General features: G+C 69.9%; 16 protein-coding genes and 1 riboswitch. Of the genes, 10 read left to right on the forward strand and 6 right to left on the reverse strand.

Annotated features, from left to right (window positions below):
* The 3 genes from AB0B90_RS11665 to AB0B90_RS11675 all read right to left on the reverse strand — a co-directional run bounded on the left by AB0B90_RS11665 (position 1) and on the right by AB0B90_RS11675 (position 3,911).
* Positions 1 to 981, reverse strand: a complete 981-nt coding sequence (locus tag AB0B90_RS11665) for an ABC transporter permease (RefSeq protein WP_350948069.1) — start codon at positions 979 to 981, stop codon at positions 1 to 3.
* Positions 982 to 1,108: 127 nt separating this feature from the next.
* Positions 1,109 to 2,893, reverse strand: coding sequence for an ABC transporter substrate-binding protein (locus tag AB0B90_RS11670; RefSeq protein ID WP_350948070.1), 1,785 nt, complete (start codon positions 2,891 to 2,893; stop codon positions 1,109 to 1,111).
* A 16-nt stretch (positions 2,894 to 2,909) separates the two neighbouring features.
* Positions 2,910 to 3,911, reverse strand: coding sequence for an ABC transporter permease (locus AB0B90_RS11675; protein ID WP_350948071.1), 1,002 nt, complete (start codon positions 3,909 to 3,911; stop codon positions 2,910 to 2,912).
* 325 nt (positions 3,912 to 4,236) lie between these two features.
* On the opposite strand from AB0B90_RS11675, the gene AB0B90_RS11680 reads away from it, so the two are divergent.
* From AB0B90_RS11680 to AB0B90_RS11705, 6 genes are all read left to right on the forward strand, one after another.
* Complete coding sequence (locus AB0B90_RS11680; protein ID WP_362922313.1) at positions 4,237 to 5,052, forward strand: oxygenase MpaB family protein; 816 nt, start codon at positions 4,237 to 4,239, stop codon at positions 5,050 to 5,052.
* A 127-nt stretch (positions 5,053 to 5,179) separates the two neighbouring features.
* Positions 5,180 to 5,310, forward strand: a riboswitch (FMN riboswitch).
* A 389-nt stretch (positions 5,311 to 5,699) separates the two neighbouring features.
* The gene (locus tag AB0B90_RS11685) at positions 5,700 to 6,344 is read left to right on the forward strand and encodes a riboflavin synthase (RefSeq protein ID WP_350948073.1); all 645 of its coding nucleotides are present in this window, start codon (positions 5,700 to 5,702) and stop codon (positions 6,342 to 6,344) included.
* Positions 6,341 to 7,555 carry a bifunctional 3,4-dihydroxy-2-butanone-4-phosphate synthase/GTP cyclohydrolase II gene (locus AB0B90_RS11690; protein WP_350948074.1) on the forward strand — a complete coding sequence of 405 codons (1,215 nt, stop codon included), beginning with the start codon at positions 6,341 to 6,343 and terminating at the stop codon, positions 7,553 to 7,555. Before AB0B90_RS11685 ends, AB0B90_RS11690 begins: the two co-directional genes overlap by 4 nt.
* Before the next feature lie 49 nt (positions 7,556 to 7,604).
* Positions 7,605 to 8,075, forward strand: a complete 471-nt coding sequence (gene ribH / locus AB0B90_RS11695) for a 6,7-dimethyl-8-ribityllumazine synthase (protein WP_350948075.1) — start codon at positions 7,605 to 7,607, stop codon at positions 8,073 to 8,075.
* 134 nt (positions 8,076 to 8,209) lie between these two features.
* A complete protein-coding gene (locus AB0B90_RS11700) occupies positions 8,210 to 8,668 on the forward strand; it encodes a PH domain-containing protein (RefSeq protein WP_350948076.1) in 459 nt (152 codons plus the stop codon).
* A 331-nt stretch (positions 8,669 to 8,999) separates the two neighbouring features.
* Positions 9,000 to 11,246: a glycoside hydrolase family 9 protein gene (locus AB0B90_RS11705; protein WP_362922316.1), complete on the forward strand. Its 2,247-nt coding sequence runs from the start codon at positions 9,000 to 9,002 to the stop codon at positions 11,244 to 11,246.
* A gap of 69 nt (positions 11,247 to 11,315) precedes the next feature.
* On the opposite strand, the gene AB0B90_RS11710 is transcribed toward AB0B90_RS11705, so the two are convergent.
* Positions 11,316 to 11,984, reverse strand: coding sequence for a TrkA family potassium uptake protein (locus AB0B90_RS11710; RefSeq protein WP_350948078.1), 669 nt, complete (start codon positions 11,982 to 11,984; stop codon positions 11,316 to 11,318).
* Positions 11,977 to 13,317 (reverse strand): potassium transporter TrkG, encoded by a 1,341-nt coding sequence (locus AB0B90_RS11715; RefSeq protein ID WP_350948079.1) that lies wholly within the window; start codon positions 13,315 to 13,317, stop codon positions 11,977 to 11,979. Before AB0B90_RS11715 ends, AB0B90_RS11710 begins: the two co-directional genes overlap by 8 nt.
* Positions 13,318 to 13,604: 287 nt before the next feature.
* Between AB0B90_RS11715 and AB0B90_RS11720 the strand changes: the two genes are divergently transcribed.
* The 4 genes from AB0B90_RS11720 (at position 13,605) to AB0B90_RS11735 (ending at position 17,535) form a co-directional block, all read left to right on the forward strand.
* On the forward strand, positions 13,605 to 14,510 hold the full coding sequence (locus AB0B90_RS11720; RefSeq protein ID WP_350948080.1) for a MoxR family ATPase: 906 nt from the start codon (positions 13,605 to 13,607) through the stop codon (positions 14,508 to 14,510).
* 103 nt (positions 14,511 to 14,613) lie between these two features.
* Positions 14,614 to 15,828: a VWA domain-containing protein gene (locus tag AB0B90_RS11725; RefSeq protein ID WP_362922319.1), complete on the forward strand. Its 1,215-nt coding sequence runs from the start codon at positions 14,614 to 14,616 to the stop codon at positions 15,826 to 15,828.
* Entirely contained in the window at positions 15,821 to 16,927 is a 1,107-nt protein-coding gene (locus AB0B90_RS11730; RefSeq protein WP_350948082.1) for an XdhC/CoxI family protein, read from the forward strand. The genes AB0B90_RS11725 and AB0B90_RS11730 overlap by 8 nt, the downstream gene beginning before the upstream one ends.
* A complete protein-coding gene (locus AB0B90_RS11735; RefSeq protein WP_362922322.1) occupies positions 16,924 to 17,535 on the forward strand; it encodes a nucleotidyltransferase family protein in 612 nt (203 codons plus the stop codon). Before AB0B90_RS11730 ends, AB0B90_RS11735 begins: the two co-directional genes overlap by 4 nt.
* Here AB0B90_RS11735 and AB0B90_RS11740 read toward each other — a convergent pair.
* Positions 17,532 to 18,425, reverse strand: coding sequence for an endonuclease/exonuclease/phosphatase family protein (locus tag AB0B90_RS11740; protein ID WP_362922324.1), 894 nt, complete (start codon positions 18,423 to 18,425; stop codon positions 17,532 to 17,534). The two genes, AB0B90_RS11735 and AB0B90_RS11740, sit on opposite strands and share 4 nt — an antisense overlap.
* Positions 18,426 to 18,601: the final 176 nt, after the last annotated feature.

Below are 18,601 nucleotides of genomic sequence, written 5' to 3' on the forward strand. Positions count from 1 at the left end.
CTAGCTCAGCCGGACGCGAGGGTCGATGAAGGCGTACAGGACGTCGACGACGATGTTGAAGAAGACGATCGCGGCGGCCGCCACGAGCACCGTCCCCATCAGCATGGGCAGGTCGGAGCTGTCGACGGCCTTGATGGAGAGCCGCCCGAGCCCCTGTAACCCGAAGGTGGTCTCGGTGATGATCGCGCCGCCGATCAGCGTGCCGAGGTCCACGCCGAAGATCGTGATGATGGGGGTGAGGGTGCCGCGCAGGGCGAATCTCAGCACCACGCTCCGCCCTGACATGCCCTTGGCCCGCGCGGTGCGGACGTAGTCCTCGCTGAGCTGTTCCACCATCGTCGAGCGCGTCATACGGGTGTAGTTGGCGGTGAAGATGATCGCCAGCACCACCCAGGGCAGCGCGAGCCCGCTCGCCCAGGCGACGGGGTTCTCGGTGAACGGCAGGTACTGGGGCCGCTGGAGGATCTGGTTCTTGTAGACGAGGAAGTAGAGCGCGAGCGTGCCGATGAAGTAGATCTGCACGGAGGCGCCGATGAGGGACGCCACGCTGGCGATCTTGTCCAGCGGCTTGCCCTGGCGCAGGGCCGCGACGATGCCGGTCGCCATGCCGAAGAGCAGGAAGACGATCGCCGCGCCGATGGTGAGGGAGACGGTGACCGGCAGCCGGTCCAGGATCGTCTCGAACACCGGCTCGCGGTTGACGAACGAGTAGCCCAGGCAGGGGGCCGGGCAGTGGCCCAGGCTTTCGTAGTCGCGGCCGACGAAGATGCCGGCCAGCCAGGCCACGAACTGGGCGAACAGGGGCTGGTCCAGTCCCAGGTTGTGCCGCGCCTGCTCCAGGAGCTCGGGCGGGCAGACCTTGCCGCAGGCGAGCCTCGCCGGGTCGGCGGGCACGGCGAAGAAGAGGAAGAACGTGACCGCGGAGATGATCAGAAGCGTGACCGCGGCGCCGAGCGTGCGGCGAGTGATGAATGGAAGCATTGCCTGTTTCCCGAGGTGGCTGGGACCGCTGCTGGGGCCGACGGCCCCTTGGCCGTGGCCTCGCGGGAGGAGGTGTCGCCCTCCCGCGAGGCCACGGCCGCCGGTGTCTCCTAAGGCTTCGTGGGCGTTACGGCTTCACGAAGATTCTGTTCGGCTGGACGACCCACGACTGCGGGTCGATCTCCGCGCCGCCGATCTTGGAGCCGTGCAGGGTGTTGGCGATCCGGTTCTCGGCGACCACGAGCGGGGTGATCGTCTCCTGGATCTTCTTGTCCAGGTCCATCCACGCCTTGTTCTGGGCGTCGATGTCGGTCATCGCGGTGATCTCGTCCATCTCCTTGGTGAGCGCCTCGTCCTTCAGGTGCGCGTAGTTCGGCGCACCGTCGGCGATCGGGCCGAAGATGACGGGCATGACCGTCGAGCCGGACGGCCAGTCGGCGCCCCAGCCACCCCAGTACATGTCGAACTCGTTCTTCACCAGGCCGATGGAGTCGTAGTAGGTCTTGCGGTCCAGCGGCTTGGCGACGACCTTGATGCCGGTCTTCTCCAGGGCGCTCTTGATCACGACCATGATCTGTTCCTGGAGCGGCGTCTGGTTGTGGGCGAAGACGATGGTCGGCGTCGGGTTGCTCGACTCGGCCAGCAGCTGCTTGGCCTTCTCGATGTCACCCTCGGGCTTGGCCTCCTTGCCGAACAGGTCGTAGGGCTGGTAGCCGACCGTGGTGTTCTCGTTGAGGATGGTGGTCGGCAGCGCGGCCGCCTGCGGGCCACCGTAGACCTGCTGGATCTGCTTGGACGGCCACGCGTAGTTGATGGCCTGGCGGATCTTCTGGTCCTTCACCCGGTCAAGGTTGAAGTAGTAGTAGTTCCCGTACGGGGAGGGGCTCTTCATCAGGCGCGGGGCCAGGCTGGCGTCGCCGAGCACCTGCTGCAGACGCTCCGGCGGGACCGTCGCGTAGAAGGTGAAGGCGGTCTGGTCCGGGCCCGCGTCCGCGATCAGGCGGTCGGTGATCTGCAGGTTCTCCTGGCCGAACTCCAGGCGCCACTTGTCGGGGTAGGCGCCGCGGATCGGGTCGGTGGCCGGGTCCCAGTTCGGGTTGCGCTCAAGGTCGATGGACTTGTCGACCACGTGGTTCTTGATGATGTACGGGCCGCTGGAGACGGGGGCCTTGTCGTACTTCTCCTTGGTGTCCTTCTCCTTGGGGACGATGCCGTAGCCGCCCATGGCGAAGGCGTAGTTGGCGTCGGCGTGCGGCGTCTTGAACTTGTAGACGATCGTCTTGTCGTCCGGCGTCTCGATGCTGTCGAGGCGCTTGCCGTCGTAGGGCCCCTGGTAGGCCTTCTTGTGGTCGACCTCGGTGAGCCACTGCTGGATGTAGGTCGGGCCCTGGGTGACGAAGGGGGCGAACGTCCGCTCCATGCTCCACTTCACGTCCTCGGACGTGATGGGCGTGCCGTCCTCCCACTTCACCCCGTCCTTGAGGGTGAAGGTCCAGGTCTTGCCGCCGTCGGAGGGGGTGCCGGTGTCGGTGGCGAGGTCGCCGACCAGCTTGTACTCGCTCTTGTCGGTGCGCTTGTAGCCGGTGAGGGTACGCGCGATCAGGAGGGAGAAGTTCGTCTCGGTGTTGACGTAGAGCTGGGCAGGGTCCAGGTGGGAGAAGTCGTCCCGGTCGATCATCGTGACGGTGCCGCCCTTGACGACACCCTCCGGCTCGATGGCGGGACCCTTGGAGTCCTCCGCGGTGCCGACCGTGATCGTCGGCGGCTTGAAGGGCTCCGCGGCGGGGGCGGACGCGCCGGCGGAACCGCTGGGAGCGGCGGGGGCGCCCTGGTTGCCCTCGGCGCACGCGCTGGTGAGTGCGAGCGCGCCTATGGCGAGTACGGCCATCGCTGACCGCGTACGGACTTTCATCTCTCTCCTATCGGGTCTAACGCTTGAGCTTTGGATCGAAGGCGTCGCGGACCGAGTCACCGAGAAGGTTGAAGGCGATCACGAAGATGAGCAGAGCCGCGCCGGGGAAGATGAGGTAGGTGATGTCGTTCTGGTAGACCTCGGTGCCCCGCAGGAACATCCGGCCCCAGTCGGGGATGGGCTCGATCATGCCGACGCCCAGGAAGGACAGGGCCGCCTCGGCGGTCACCATCGCGGGCAGCAGCAGGGTCGACTGGATCAGGATCGGTGTCCACAGGTTGGGCAGCAGCTCCTTGAAGATGATCCGCGCGGGGGAGGCGCCGGTCACCTTGGCGGCCTCGACGAACTCCCGCTCGCGCATGGAGAGCACCTGGCCGCGCAGCAGCCGGGCGATGCCGGCCCAGCCGAAGGCCGTCAGCAGGGTGATGAGCGTCACCGCGCGCAGCCAGACCGGCGTCTCCTCCGAGGGGTCGACGAAGAGGTTCTCCACCACCGGCATGAACGCGATGATGAACAGGGTCGAGGGGAACGAGAGGACGATGTCGATCAGGCGGCCGATGAAGTAGTCGGTTCTGCCCCCGATGTACCCGGCGACGATGCCCATCACGATGCCGATCATCGAGATGAGCAGCGTCGCGGCCATCGCGATCATCAGCGAGGTCCTGATGCCGTAGACGAGCTGCATGAACACGTCGCGGCCCAGGCCGGGCTCGACGCCGAACCAGAAGTCCGAGCTCATGCCGCCGTTGGGCAGCACCGGGTAGCCGAAGTCGTTCAGCAGCCCGGGGGTGTCCTGGCCGTAGAGGGTGTAGGGGTCCTTTCCGTAGAGCCAGGAGATGACCGGCGCGAGGATCGCGACGAGGAAGAAGAAGATCACCACGAGGGCCGAGGCGATTCCGGTGGGGTCGCGACGGAAGCGCAGCCACATCAACTGGCCGGGGGAACGGCCCACCGTCTCCGTTGCCTTCACCGAGAGGGGGTCCTCGGTGGTGGACGCGGCTGGTGCAGGGATGGTCATCGTGCGGGCGCTCCCAACGAGCATGGTTGAGCCTGATCCTTGGAACCATCGCAAAGCAGTGAAGGTCAAATCAATGGTCTGCTCCTTACTCATTTTATCGTTGTGTAATTTCCATCTGTTCGTAGCGTCAATTCCGTTGACGTGATGGGGGGGCGGAGTGAAAGAATCGGCGCACATAAATGGTGGTTTTCACGGATCTGTGACACTTTGATGACCTGGTCGTGACACCCCTGCCCGGATCTCGTCTCGCTTGTGTCGCAGATTCGGGACATATGGGTTTAGACCCCTCCTGTAACGTCGTCAGTACGTGTGAGGGAGGCGACGCATGGATCACGGCCTGTTCGGACCGGAGTCGGTGACCTGGAAGGTGATGGGCGAGCGGATCCTGCTCGTCGCCGGTTTCCGCGCGTTACTCATGCAGGGGCTGCACCCCCGGGCGATGCGCGGGGTCGCGCAGAACTCCGCGCTCATGGACCCGGCCGAGGCGTGGTCCCGCTTCGTGCGCACCACCGAGTTCGTCCGGGTCCGCGTTTACGGCACGACCGCCGAGGTCGCCCGGGCGGGAGCCAGGGTTCGGAAGATCCATGCCGGCCTCACCGCCCTCGACCTCGACACCGGCGAGCGGTTCCGCCTCGACGACCCCGACGCGCTGCTCTGGGTCCACGTCGGCGAGGTCGACTCCTACCTCTCGGTCGCCCGGCGCGCGGGAGTGCGCCTGACCGACGAGGAGGCCGACAGGTTCGTCGCCGAGTGGCGTCGGGTGGCCGAGGTGGTCGGACTTCGTCCCGAGGACGTGCCCGGCTCGGTCGGTGAGATGGACGACTACATCCGGGCCAGCCGCCCCGGCCTCTACTTCGTCCCCGAGGTGGCCCACCCGCTCCTGCGGTCGCTCAACGCGCCGCTCCCGGCGCGCCTGACCGCTCTCAAGCCGATGTTCCCCCTCATCACCGGGCTCGCCTTCGCGACCCTGCCGCGCTGGGCCCGCAGGCTGTACGGCCTGCCCGCCACCCCTCTGGGCGATCTGTGGGCGACGGCCTCCCTGCGGGCCCTGCACGCCGGGATCGGCCTGGTGCCCGAGCAGGTGCGCTACTCCCCGGACGCGCTGAAGGCGCGGAAGGCGGTCGCCGAGCGCGCGGCGTAACTCGACCAAGTGCTCGCTTGTTCCACATGATGGAAGAGCGTGTCGTCCGGTTTTCCGGACATGGCACACTGGTAGAGGAGGGTGAGCCGTCCGCGGTGTGCCCTTCGATCGAACGAGAAAAGCAGAGCAGCGTGCTCCGGGGTCGGTGAAATTCCGAGCCGGCGGTTACAGTCCGCGACCCGGTCGAAGCCATCGACCGGTTGACCTGGTGAAACTCCAGGACCGACGGTTAAAGTCCGGATGGGAGGAAGCGCGCGGGTGAAGGAGTGTCTTCGGGCACCCTTCACCGATCGGGTGTACGCATCCGTTGATCCCCCGGGGCCCGCCGTGGCGAAAAGCTACTGGCGAGTAGGAGACCTCGGGTGACTGATCCGGCGCGGACGCGCCAGGCGGTCGGATGTGCCCCTCACGGGCGCGGCGCCGTCGGCCCCCACCATTTCCCGCATTCCCCGCATTTCCCGTATTCCCCGCCCGGCCGTTCACGGTCCGGGCACATCGGCATTTCCCCCTTCCTGAGCTTCCCGAGCGCGCCCCGCCTTCCTGGGACACGCTCTGTCGGTCTTCTGCCCCCCGGCCCGCGTCCCTGGGCGTCCCGGACGCCTCTCCCGAGCCCGGCCGTCCGGGCGGTCCCCCGCAAGGAGTTGTGAATGTTCACCGGAATCATCGAAGAACTGGGAGAGATCGCCGGAATCGAGCCGCTGACCGACGCGGCCAGGCTCTCGATCCGCGGTAAAACGGTCACCTCGGACGCCGGGCACGGTGACTCGATCGCCGTCAACGGCGTCTGCCTCACCGTGGTGGACGTGGAGGGCGAGGTGTTCACCGCCGACGTGATGAAGGAGACCCTCGACCGCAGCTCCCTCGGCGCGCTGAGACCCGGCTCCCCGGTCAACCTGGAGCGCGCCGTCCGCGCCGACCAGCGACTGGGCGGCCACATCGTCCAGGGCCACGTGGATGGGACGGGCGTCCTGCTGTCGCGGGAGCCCGCCGAGCACTGGGAGGTCGTCCACATCTCCCTGCCGCCCGAGCTCGACCGCTACGTGGTCGAGAAGGGCTCGATCGCCGTCGACGGCGTCAGCCTCACCGTGATGGGCGTCGGCTCCGGAGGCTTCGCCGTCAGCCTGATCCCCACCACCCTGAGCCTCACCACCCTGGGCGCGAAGCGGCCGGGAGACCCGGTGAACCTCGAGGTCGATGTGATCGCCAAGCACGTGGAGAAGCTCGTCGGGGCGTACGTCCCGGCCGGTGAATCCGTCCGGAGCGCCGTGCCCGCCCCCGAGGAGGCCTCGTGATCAAGCTGGATCCGATCGAGCGCGCGATCGCCGACATCCGCGAGGGCAAGGCCGTCGTGGTCGTCGACGACGAGAACCGCGAGAACGAGGGCGACATCATCTTCGCCGCCTCCAGGGCCACCCCGGCGCTGCTCGCCTTCACCATCCGGCACAGCAGCGGCGTGGTCTGCGTGCCGATGCGCGGCGAGGACCTCGACAGGCTCGGCCTGCCGCTGATGGTCTACGACAACAAGGAGCGCCTGCGCACCGCGTACACGATCAGCGTGGACGCCAGGGACGGGGTGAGCACCGGCATCTCCGCCGCCGACAGGGCCCGCACGATCCGCGCGCTGGCCGACTCGGCGACCGAGCCGGCCGAGCTGGTGCGGCCAGGACACGTCTTCCCGCTCCGCTACCGGGAAGGCGGCGTCCTGGCCAGGCGCGGCCACACCGAGGCGTCGGTGGACCTGGCCAGGCTCGCCGGGCTGAGCGAGGCGGGCGTGCTCGCCGAGGTCGTCAACGACGACGGCACCATGATGCGGCTGCCGCAGCTGCGCGACTTCTGCGACGAGCACGATCTGGCGCTCGTCTCGATCGAGCAGCTGGTGGAGTTCAGACGCCGCACCGAGCGGATGGTGACCAGGGTCGCCGAGACACGGCTGCCGAACAGGTACGGCGAGTGGCGGGCCTACGGCTTCGCGAGCTCGCTGGACGGCGGAGAGCACCTCGCCCTCGTCCTCGGCGACATCGAGGACGGCGAGAACGTCATGGTCAGGGCGCACTCCGAATGCCTGACCGGCGACGTGCTCGGGTCGCTGCGGTGCGACTGCGGGGTGCAGCTCGACCACGCCATGTCGCGGATCGCCGCCGAGGGCAGAGGGGTGGTCGTCTACCTGCGCGGGCACGAGGGGCGCGGTATCGGGCTGCTGGCCAAGCTCAGGGCGTACGGCCTCCAGGACGCCGGCAGCGACACCGTCGACGCCAACCTGGAGCTCGGTCTGCCCGTGGACGCGCGGGAGTTCTCCAACGCCGGGCAGATCCTCGCCGATCTCGGGGTGAAGTCGATCCGGCTGCTGACCAACAACCCGGCCAAGCTGCGCGGCATGGACGGCTACGGCATCAAGGTGCTCGGCCGCGAGCCCATGCCGGTGGCGATGAACCCGCACAACGAGAAATACCTGTCGGCCAAGCGCGACCGCCTCGGCCACGAGATTCCCAGGGAGGGCGCATGAGTGAGCGGGTGCACCGGGCGGAGCGGGGCAGCGGGCACGGAGTGATCGCGTGAGCGGGGTCGGACGGCCGGCGGCCGAGGCCGTGCGGGCGAAGGGGCTGACCGTCGGCGTCGTCGCCGCCCGGTGGCACGAGAAGATCACCGATCAGCTCGTGGCGCGGGCCGAGCAGGCGGGCAGGGACAGCGGCGCGGAGATGACCGTGGTGCGGGTGACCGGATCGCTGGAGATCCCGGTCGTGGCGCAGGTCCTGGCCAGGAAGTACGACGCGGTCGTCGCCCTCGGGGTCGTGATCCGCGGTGAGACCCCCCACTTCGACTACGTGTGCGACTCCGTCACCTCGGGCCTGACCCGGATCTCCCTGGACGAGGAGGTCCCGGTCGGCAACGGCGTGCTGACCTGCGAGTCCCTCGACCAGGCCCTCGACAGGTCGGGCCTGCCCGGCAGCCACGAGGACAAGGGCTACGAGGCCACCGTCGCCGCGCTGGAGACGGCGCTGCTGCTGCGGGAACTCCGTTCCTAGAGATCGCTCGCGGCCCCGCTCCACCGTGCCTCGTGGTCGGTGCGGCGGGGCCGTGCGGTAGGTTGCCAACGGCGTCGTGACCAGCTGTCACAGCCGTTCCTGCCGGTGGTTTTCCGAAGGATCGTGATCTGAGAGTGAGCCAGGAGAGCGTCTCCCCGCCCCCGCTGCCCGTCGTGTGGCGGCCCAAGAGGGGACGGATCGCCGCCTACGGCTTCGCCGGTCTGATCATGTTCGGCGCGGTGCTGATGGCGATCTTCCTGTCCGAGCAGTTCACCCTGGCCGACAGGATCGCGATGATCGCGCTGGGCGGGGTGGTCGCCGGGGTCCTGCACCTGCTGGGACGGGTCCGGGTGGAGGCCGACGAGCAGGGGGTCACCGTCGTCAACCCGCTGCGGGTGCACCGCTACGAGTGGCCCGAGGTGCTCGGGGTCACCCTGATCGAGCACGAGCCCTGGGCGAAGATCGATTTCACCGACGGGGCCACGGTCGGTGCGATGGGCCTGCAGGGCTCGGAGAAGGACCGTGCCGTCCGCCAGGTCCGCGAGCTCGCCGCCCTCATCAGGGAGCGCGGAGAGGCGTCCGAGACCGGCTGAGCCGCCCTGCGGGGGCTCAGGGGGCCCAATGGCCCGCTGAGCCCGCCGGGCCCGCCGGGCCTTCCCGGGGGTCCCGGAGCCGGTCGGCTTGGTGATGTGCGCGAGCGTGACCTCCCGGCGGGGACGCGGGGAGATGTGTGCGGGCCGTGGGAAAAGCGGTCACGCCCCGGTTCCGCGAATCGCTGGAACCCCATGAAAGTTACACGGTCATTCGCCGGAAACATCGCTGTGAGCTGCGTGAAGCGTTCTCTTCGATGGTGGTGACTGTCTTTTCCCGGTCTGAGGGTTCCAAGATGCGAAGCCCACGCAGTACAGGCCGAGAGGACTCCACGTGAACACGTCAGGCCGGATTCGGCTGTCGGCGGCGGCGCTGGCCGTAGCCCTGGCCGCGGCATCGATCACCGCGGCCGTCACCACAGGAACCGCCCATGCCGTCGTCCGACCGGCGCTCGGCCAGAACATCAAGGTCAACCAGGTCGCCTACGCGCCCGACGCGGCCAAGCAGGCGACCGTGATCAGCAACTCGGGATCACCGCTGACCTGGAGCCTGCTGAACGGTTCCGACCAGGTGGTGTCCAGTGGCACCACGACCGTCTTCGGCGCCGACTCCCCCTCCGGCGACTCCGTCCACAAGATCGACTTCTCGTCCTACACCGGGACCGGCACCAACTACGTGCTCACGGTGAACAACGAGTCCAGCCACCCCTTCGACATCGGCACCGCCGCCTGGAAGAAGCTGCCCTACGACGCGCTGGCGTTCTTCTACCACCAGCGCAGCGGCATCGCGATCACCTCCCAGTACGCCGGGGGAAGCCAGTACGCCCGCGCCGCCGGCCACCTGAACGTCTCTCCCAACCAGGGTGACAACAACGTGCCGTGCCGCAGCGACTGCGGCTACCGGCTGGACGTGCGCGGCGGCTGGTACGACGCCGGCGACCACGGCAAGTACGTGATCAACGGCGGCATGTCCGCCTGGCAGCTGGTCAACACCTACGAGCGGGCCAGGAACATCCCCGGCGCCGACACAGGCGCCTTCGCCGACGGCACCATGTCCATCCCCGAGCGCGGCAACGGCGTGCCCGACATCCTGGACGAGGCCCGCTGGGAGATCGACTTCCTGCTGAAGATGCAGGTCCCCGACGGCCGCCCGCTGGCCGGCATGGCCCACCACAAGATCCACGACGCCAACTGGACCGGGCTGCCGCTGCTGCCCGCCCAGGACCCCGAGGCCCGGGTGCTGTCGGCGCCCAGCACCGCCGCCACCCTGAACCTGGCCGCCGCGGCCGCCCAGTGCGCCCGGGTGTGGGCGTCCATCGACTCCGCGTTCTCCGCCCGCTGCCTGACCGCGGCGGAGAAGGCCTACGCCGCGGCCAAGGCCAACCCCTCGCGGTTCGCCCCGGCCTCCGACGGCACCGGCGGCGGCTCCTACGCCGACGGCAAGGTGACCGACGAGTTCTACTGGGCCGCCGCCGAGCTGTACACCACCACCGGCAAGCAGGCCTACCGCACCGACCTGACCTCCTCCTCGCTGTACTACGGACGCAGTTTCACGAACGAGGGCGCCCTGTGGGCGGAGGTCGGCAGCCTGGGCGACATCACCCTGGCGCTGGTGCCCAACGGCCTGACCTCCTCCATCGGCCAGCAGCTGCGGGCCTCCTTCGTCTCGGCCGCCGACGGCCTGCTGAACGTGATGCGCGGCCAGGGTTACCCGGTGCCCTTCCAGCCGCCCGGCGGCGGCTACATCTGGGGGTCCAACAACCTGATCCTCAACAACACCGTCGTGCTGGCCCTGGCCCACGACTTCTCCGGCGCCGAGCGGTTCCGCACCGGGGTGTTCGAGACGATGGCGTACCAGCTCGGCCGCAACCCGACGGGCTACTCCTACGTCACCGGCTACGGCGACAAGCCCTCCCGTAACGTTCACCACCGGTTCTGGGCCAACCAGATCAACTCCTCCCTGCCCATCGCGCCGCCCGGCGCCCTGGCCGGCGGTCCCAACAGCGGCCTGGAGGACCCGGTCGCCCAGCAGCGCCTCAGCGGCTGCCGGCCGCAGAAGTGCTACCTGGACGACATCGACGCCTGGTCGGTGAACGAGGTCGCCATCAACTGGAACGCGGTCCTGGCCTGGGTCGGCGCCTGGACGGCCGAAAAGGCCGGCACCAGCGGCCCGACGCCGACACCGACGCCCACCCCGACCCCAACCCCGACCCCAACCCCGACGCCCACTCCGACGCCCACTCCGACCCCGACGCCGACCCCGACACCGGCCGGAAAGGCCTGTGCCGCGACCTACACCGTCACCAACCAGTGGAACGGCGGCTTCGGAGCCAACGTCGAGGTGAAGAACACCGGCACCGCCGCGCTCACCGGCTGGACCGTCGCGTGGACCTTCCCCAGCGGCCAGACCATCACCCAGCTGTGGAGCGGCTCGCACACCGCGAGCGGCTCGGCCGTCACCGTGGTCAACCTGTCCTGGAACGGCGCGCTGTCTTCGGGCGGCAGCACCTCCTTCGGGTTCAACGGCGCCTGGTCCGGGGCCAACACCGCCCCCACCGGGGTGACCTGCACCGCCCGGTAGGCGGTGCGGCGGGAACCCGCCGGTGCGCGACGGGGCCGAGTTCCGGTCCGCACCGGCGCGTTCCCGCGCTCAGGTCTCCTCGGCGAACCGCTCGGCCTTGTCGGTGTCGCCCGCCACGAGCAGGGTGTCGCCGTTGTGGATCACCGTGTCGGAGGTGGCGTAGGTGAACCTGCCGCCGGGTTTCTTGATCCCGACCACGGTGACCCCGTACTCGCTGCGGATGCCCAGGCTGCTCAGACTCTTGCCGTCGGCCCACCGGGGCGCGAGGGTCTTGATCATGGCGTAGTCCTCGTCGACCTCGACGTAGTCGAGCATGCGCCCGGTGACGAGGTGCGCGACCCGCTCGCCCATGTCGTGCTCCGGCTGCACCACGTGGTGCGCGCCGACCCGCCGCAGGATCCGGCTGTGCTGCAGGCTGATCGACTTCGCCCAGATGTCGGCCACTCCCAGGTCGGTGAGGATCGAGGTGGTCAGGATGCTCGCCTCGATGTCGGTGCCGATGCCGACCACGGCCCTGCCGAACTCCCTGATGCCCAGCTGTTCGAGGGCGTCGGGGTCGGTGGAGTCGGCGCACACCACGTGGGTGAGCCGCCCGGAGAAGTGCTGCACGTTCTTGGGGTCGCTGTCGACGCCGAGCACCTCGACGTCGCGGCTCACGAGTTCCGCCGCCAGCGCGCCGCCGAACCGGCCGAGGCCGATCACCACGACCGCGTCGCTGCGGCCCTTCCTGTCAACCAACGAGGGGACGCTCCTCCGGGTATCGGAACCGACGGGTCTGTACGTGCAGTGCCAGCGCGGCGCCCAGGGTCACCGGACCGAGCCGTCCGACGAACATCAGGATGGTCAGGATGAGGTGTCCCACGGTGCCGACGTCGGCGGTGATCCCGGTCGAGAGCCCGACCGTGCCGAAGGCGGAGACCACCTCGAACAGTACGCGGTCGAGCTTGAACGGTGTCACCGTCATCAGGGCGAACGTGCCCATCGCGACCGACGCCACACTCAGCAGGGCGATCGTGAGCGCCTGCCGCTGCAGCTGCTCGGGAACGCGGCGGCGGCCCGCCGACACGTCGGGCTCGCCGCGCAACTCGGCGAGGATCACGAATCCGAGCAGCGCGAACGTCGTCACCTTGATGCCGCCCCCGGTGCTCGCGCTGCCCGCTCCGATGAACATCAGCACGTCGCTGATGAGCCAGGAGTTCTCGCTCATCTGGGAGGTGTCCACGGAGTTCAGGCCGCCGCTGCGGGTCATCGTGCTGTGGAACAACCCGGCCATGATCCGCAGGCCGGGGGAGAGGGGTCCCAGCGTTCCCGGGTTGTTCCACTCGGTGGCGGTGATGGCCACCGCCCCGCCGAACAGCAGGACGGCGGTCATCCCCAGTGTGATCTTGGCGTGCAGTGTCCAGCGCGCCGGGCGGCGCCAGTTCTGCCGCAGCACGGCGTAGACGGGGAAGCCGAGACCTCCGGCGACCACCGCGGTGATGAGCGGGAGGCAGATCCACGGATCGGTGACGAACCTCATCATGCTGTCCGGCCAGAGCGCGAATCCGGCGTTGGTGAACGCTGAGATCGCATGAAAAATCCCGTAATAGGCGGCGCGGCCGAACGGCTCCCCGTACCCGATCATGAAGCGGGCGGCGAGCACCGCGGCGGTGAGCGCCTCGGCGACCAGGGTGACCTTGGCGACCCCCACGATCACCTTTCGCACGTCGCCGGGACCGAGGGTCTTGGTCTCGGCCTGGGTGTTGAGACGGGCGCGCAGACCGAGCTTTCCCGAGACGATCACCGCGAGGATCGAGGAGAGCGTCATGATCCCGAAGCCGCCGATCTGCATCAGCACCATGAGCACGATCTCGCCGAAGAACGACCAGTGTGTCGCGGTGTCGTGCACGGCGAGCCCGGTCACGCACACCGCGGAGGTGGCGGTGAACAGGGCCGACGTCCACGAGACGCTCTCACCCGCCGCGACCGCGACCGGTAGCGAGAGGAGCCCCGTACCGGTGAGGACCACCGCGAGGAACGCCAGAACGACGGCCCTGGACGGGGTGTTGATCCGGTCGAGCAGGTTCTTCACTCAACACCTGCAGCGTGAAGGCCCGGTCCTTCTGGGCCGGGAGGAAACGCGGAACGGTCCTGCACGATGCGATCCTTCCACGACTACCGGGCGATATCGCCAATGAGGCGTTGGTGACGGAAATGTTGAAGCTCGTCCCGAGCACCGAGCACCGAGCAGGCCGGGGGCCCGCCGGCGACGATGCGGGCCTGCGACGCCGCCGCCGGGCGGGCAGACGCGGGAGCCGGGGCGCGGTGTGGTGCGGTGTGGTCACGCTGGGACCCCGCCGACGGGCGTAGCCTGAGGTGGTGGTGAGGCGGACAATCGAGACATCCAATGTGGAGTCGCCCGCGCAGTTGGCGGAGCTGCTCGACGAGCGGTCATACCTGGCAGACGAAGGGCTCGTCACGGCGACCTTCCTCGCGCTGCGGATGGGCCGCCCGCTGTTGCTCGAAGGCGAGGCGGGAGTCGGCAAGACCGAGCTGGCCAGGACCCTCGCCGAGGTGTTCGACGCGCCACTGATCCGCCTGCAGTGCTACGAAGGGCTCGACGCGTCCCAGGCGCTCTACGACTGGGACTTCGCCCGCCAGCTCCTGCACCTGAAGGCGGCCGAGGCGGCCAACGCAGGGGGCGTCACCGACGCGGCCCGGCTGGAGGGCGAGGTCTACGACCGAAGATTCCTGATCGCCAGGCCGCTGCTGAGGGCGATCGAGACCCAGCCCGCGGTGCTGCTCATCGACGAGGTCGACCGGGCCGACGTGGAGTTCGAGGCGATCCTGCTGGAGGTGCTCTCGGACTTCGCGATCTCCGTCCCCGAACTCGGTACGATCCGCGCCGCGCGGCCGCCGGTGGTCGTGCTCACCTCCAACCGCACCCGCGAGGTGCACGACGCGCTGAAACGACGCTGTCTCTACCACTGGCTGGACCACCCCTCCTTCGACAGGGAGGTGGCGATCCTGCGCAGGAGGCTTCCCGAGTGCTCGGAGATCCTGGCCGAGCAGGTGGCCACGGCGACGGGGCGGCTCCGCGAGGCCGACCTGATCAAGCCGCCGGGGATCGCCGAGACCCTGGACTGGACCGAGGCACTCCTCGCCCTCGGCGCCCGCGAGCTCGACCCCGACCTGGCGGCCGCCTCGCTGGGCGCCCTGCTCAAGCACAGGGAGGACCACGAGACGGTGCTCGGGAAGGGATTCCTCGGTGCGTCCCGGCGCTGACGGCGTTCCCCCGACCGGGTCTCCCGCGACCGGTGTTCCCGCCACCGATGTTCCCCCGGCCGGGTCTCCCGCGACCGGTGTTCCGCCGACAGGCTCTCCCCCGGTGGGAATCCCGCCGACCGGGACTGCCTCGACCGGACTCCCCTCGACCGGCGTTCCTCCCGTCACCCGGGCCGCTCCGGACGGTGGGGCCCCTCTCGCGGCGCTTCCCTCCGGACTCGGCGCGGGGGAGGACCTGGTCGCGGTCATGACCGGTTTCGCCAGGACGCTGCGCGCCGCGGGGGTGTCCGCCGACCACGAGCGGACCCAGGGCCTGCTGCGTGCCCTGTCCCACCTGGACGCTTCCAGGCCCGGCGACGTCTACTGGGCGGGCAGGGTCACGCTGTGCGCCTCGGCCGAGGACCTGCCCCGCTACGACCGGGTCTTCCGCGCCTACTTCGCAGGGCTGCGGGCGGGCCGTGCGAGAGCGGAGGCGGTCACCGTCACCCGGCACACCGCGGCGAGGCCCGAGGTACGCCCCGAGCACCGCCAGGGCGGCGAGCCTCCCGCCCTGGCGTCGACCGCGAGCGCGACGGAGGTGTTGCGCACCCGGGACGTGGCCCGGATGACGGCGGCGGAGCTCGCCGAGGCGCACCGGCTGCTCGCCCTGCTGCGGGTGGGCAGGGAGCGGCGCGCGTCACGGCGTTTCCGGCCCTCGCGCCGAGGGCGGCTGGACGGCCCGGCGACCGTCCGGGAGACCCTGCGCAGAGGAGGGGAGATCGCCGGGCTCCGCTACCGCGCGCACCGGACCAGGCCGCGCAGGGTCGTGCTGCTGGTCGACGTGAGCGGCTCCATGACCCCGTACGCGGACACGCTGCTCCGCCTCGCCCACGCGCTGGTCAGGTCGGAGCCGGGTGCCACCGAGGTGTTCAGCGTCGGCACCCGGCTGACCAGGCTCACCGCCGAGCTTCGCCACCGCGACCCGGAGACCGCGATGAACGCCGTCTCCCGCGCCGTTCCCGACTGGAGCGGCGGCACCCGTCTGGGGGAGGAGCTGCGGCGCCTCCTGGCGCTGAACGACGCGGCGGGGGCGGTGGTGGTGATCGCCTCCGACGGCTGGGAACGCGGCGACGTCTCGCTGCTGGGAGCGGAGATGGCCAGGCTGTCCCGTACGGCCCACCGGGTGATCTGGGTGAACCCGCACAAGGGCAGGGAGGGCTACCGGCCGCTCACCGCCGGGATGCGGGCCGCGCTTCCCCACATCGACGACTTCGTGGCCGGGCACAGCCTGGCCGCGTTCGAGGAACTGGCGACGCTGCTTGGAGGTACGCATGCGTGACGTTCTGTCACAGATCCTGCGATGGTGGGAGGCGGGAGAGACGTTCGGCCTGGCCACCGTGGTCAACACCTTCCGCAGCGCGCCCCGGCCACCTGGGGCGTCCATGGCGGTGCTCGGCGACGAGGCCGAGGGCAGCGTCTCCGGCGGCTGTGTCGAGGGCGCCGTCTACGAGCTGTCCAGGGAGGTGGTCTCCTCGGGCGCGCCCGTCCTGCAGCGGTACGGGGTGAGCGACGACGACGCCTTCTCCGTCGGCCTGACCTGCGGCGGCATCCTGGACATCTTCGTCGAGCCCGTCTCCAGGGAGACCTTCCCCGAGCTGGGGGAGGTCGCCGCCTCGGTACTGCGGCGTGAGCCGGTGGCGGTGGTGACCGTTCTGTCGGGGCCGGGCGCGATCGGCACCCGCCGGGTCATCTGGCCTGACCGCTCCTCAGGCTCCCTGGGGGTGACCCGGCTGGACGACGCGGTGGACGACGACGTCAGGGGGATGCTCGCGCAGGGACTGACGGGCATCCGCAGGTACGGGGCGAAGGGAGAGCGACGGCTCGACGAGCTGTCGGTCTTCGTCCAGTCCTTCGCGCCGCCGCCCAGGATGCTGGTCTTCGGCGCGATCGACTTCGCCGCCGCGGTCGCGAGGGTCGGCAAGTTCCTCGGCTACCACGTGGTCGTGTGCGACGCCCGGCCGGTGTTCGCCACGGCCAAGCGCTTCCCCGAGGCGGACGAGGTGGTCGTGAAGTGGCCGCACGACTATCTCACCTCGACCGTCGTGGACGAGCGGACCGCGATCTGCGTGCTCACCCACGATCCCAAGTTCGACGTTCCCCTGCTGGAGGTCGCGCTGCGCACCCCGGCGGGCTACGTCGGCGCGATGGGCTCGCGCCGTACGCACGAGGACCGGCTGGCCCGGCTGGCGCAGGCGGGGATGGGAGAGGCCGAGCTGAAGAGGCTCCGCTCGCCGATCGGGCTGGACCTGGGCGCGCGCACGCCGGAGGAGACGGCGATCTCGATCGCCGCGGAGCTGATCCAGCTGCGCTGGGGCGGCTCTGGCCGGCCGCTGACCGACGGTTCCGGCAGGATCCACGGCGAGGGACCCGGCGGATGAGCGCAGCGGAGCTCGGTGGGCGTGCGGCGAGCGCGGGACTGCTGCTCGCCGCCGGATCCGGCTCGCGGCTCGGCACTCCCAAGGCGCTGGTGGACTTCCACGGGGAGCGGCTGGTGGATCGCGGGGTGAGGGCCCTCCACGACGGCGGCTGCCGTCCCGTGGTCGTGGTGCTCGGCGCGGCCACCGTGCGGATAGGGGGAGTGGTGACCGTCCACAACCCGGAGTGGAGCTCGGGGATGGGCTCCTCGCTCAGGGCCGGACTGAACGCGATCCCGGACGTCGCCGAGCACGTGGTGATCGCCCTGGTGGACCAGCCGTTCGTCGGCCCGCGGGCGGTGGAGCGGCTCATCGAGGCCGCGCGGCGGGGCGCCTCGGTCGCCGTCGCCACCTACGGCGGCGCGCGGAGGAACCCGGTGTTGATCGCGAGGGAGCACTTCGAGGAGGTCGCCAGGCTCGCGACCGGGGACGCGGGCGCCCGCCCGTTCCTGAGGGCCCATCCGGAACTGGTCGTCGCGGTCCCCTGCGACGACGTCGCCGACCCCGCCGACATCGACACCCCGGCCGACCTGTCCGCCCTCCGTGCCCGCCCAAGGGCGCCGGGTCTTTAGGCGGCCAGGCGCAGGGAGGCGACGGCGGCGCGGTGGTCGCTGCCCGCGGCACGCTCGACGCCGGCGCTGGTGGCGATCATGCCGCGGTACAGGATGTGGTCGGGGCGGGTGACGGGGAAGGACGCGGGCCAGGTGAAGCCGAATCCGGTACCGGCCTCCTGCTGGGCGTCCGACAGCGGCGGCACCAGGCCGGAACGCTTGCGGTCGGTGGTGGCGGTGTTGAGGTCGCCGAGGAGCAGCAGGTGCTCGCTGTCGTCCCTGTCGATCATCCTGCGGGCGTGGGCGAGGGTCTCGTCGCGCTGGGCGGTCTGTCCCGGGCGGGCGGAGGCGAGGTGCATGACGTACACGGTCACCCTGCCCTTGGGAGTGACGACCACCGCGCGCAGTGCCCGCGCCCAGTCGAGGCCGATGTCGGCCTTGCGTGTCTCGGCGATCGGGAACCGGCTCCACAGGCCGACCGTGGCGATCCGGTAGCGGTGGGGGAAGTGGTCGTTGAGGAACTTCGCCGCGGGGCCGCCGGCGGTCAGTTCCTGCACCGCGACCAGGTCGCGGCCCTTGGAGACGGATCGCATGGCCTCGGCGGAGGCGGCGTTGGTCGCGCCGACGTTGAGGGTGGCGACCGAGAGGTCGCTGGGTCCGCCGGGCGGGCTGCGCAGCAGCGCCGGGCCGAACATGAGGCCCCACACGGTCGCCGGGACCAGTGCGGCGACGATCACCTGCCACGAACGGGTGGCCAGCGCGCAGATCAGCAGGATCGGCACGGCCACCCCGAGCCAGGGGAGCAGGCTCTCCAGCACGGGCGTGAAACCGCCCAGCTCCGGCAGGAGCCGGTGCCCTCCGAGCGTGAGGGCGAGCGCTGCCGCCGCCACGACGATCGACTGCCTCAGCACACCGCTCCTCGTCCGCTCTGTGGTGGTGACCCGCCCCCACCTCCGGGGTCCCCTACCCCGGAATGCGTAGGCTACCGGCCCGATGGCGGCGGCGCGGGGCTTGGTGCTTCGGCGGTGAGTCGATAGCCTTTGCCGACGAGGCGACGGAATAACATTCGGTTTTGTCGGCACCGCGG

Origin of the sequence: Streptosporangium sp. NPDC049078, from assembly GCF_040648855.1 — a bacterium.
Lineage (GTDB): Bacteria > Actinomycetota > Actinomycetes > Streptosporangiales > Streptosporangiaceae > Streptosporangium.

What these genes read in the sequence shown, in the direction of transcription:
- AB0B90_RS11665 (WP_350948069.1), bottom strand. Translation starts at nt 981, where the DNA reads ATGCTTCCATTCATCACTCGCCGCACGCTCGGCGCCGCGGTCACGCTT.
- AB0B90_RS11670 (WP_350948070.1), bottom strand. Translation starts at nt 2,893, where the DNA reads ATGAAAGTCCGTACGCGGTCAGCGATGGCCGTACTCGCCATAGGCGCG.
- AB0B90_RS11675 (WP_350948071.1), bottom strand. Translation starts at nt 3,911, where the DNA reads ATGACCATCCCTGCACCAGCCGCGTCCACCACCGAGGACCCCCTCTCG.
- AB0B90_RS11680 (WP_362922313.1), top strand. Translation starts at nt 4,237, where the DNA reads ATGGATCACGGCCTGTTCGGACCGGAGTCGGTGACCTGGAAGGTGATG.
- AB0B90_RS11685 (WP_350948073.1), top strand. Translation starts at nt 5,700, where the DNA reads ATGTTCACCGGAATCATCGAAGAACTGGGAGAGATCGCCGGAATCGAG.
- AB0B90_RS11730 (WP_350948082.1), top strand. Translation starts at nt 15,821, where the DNA reads ATGCGTGACGTTCTGTCACAGATCCTGCGATGGTGGGAGGCGGGAGAG.
- AB0B90_RS11735 (WP_362922322.1), top strand. Translation starts at nt 16,924, where the DNA reads ATGAGCGCAGCGGAGCTCGGTGGGCGTGCGGCGAGCGCGGGACTGCTG.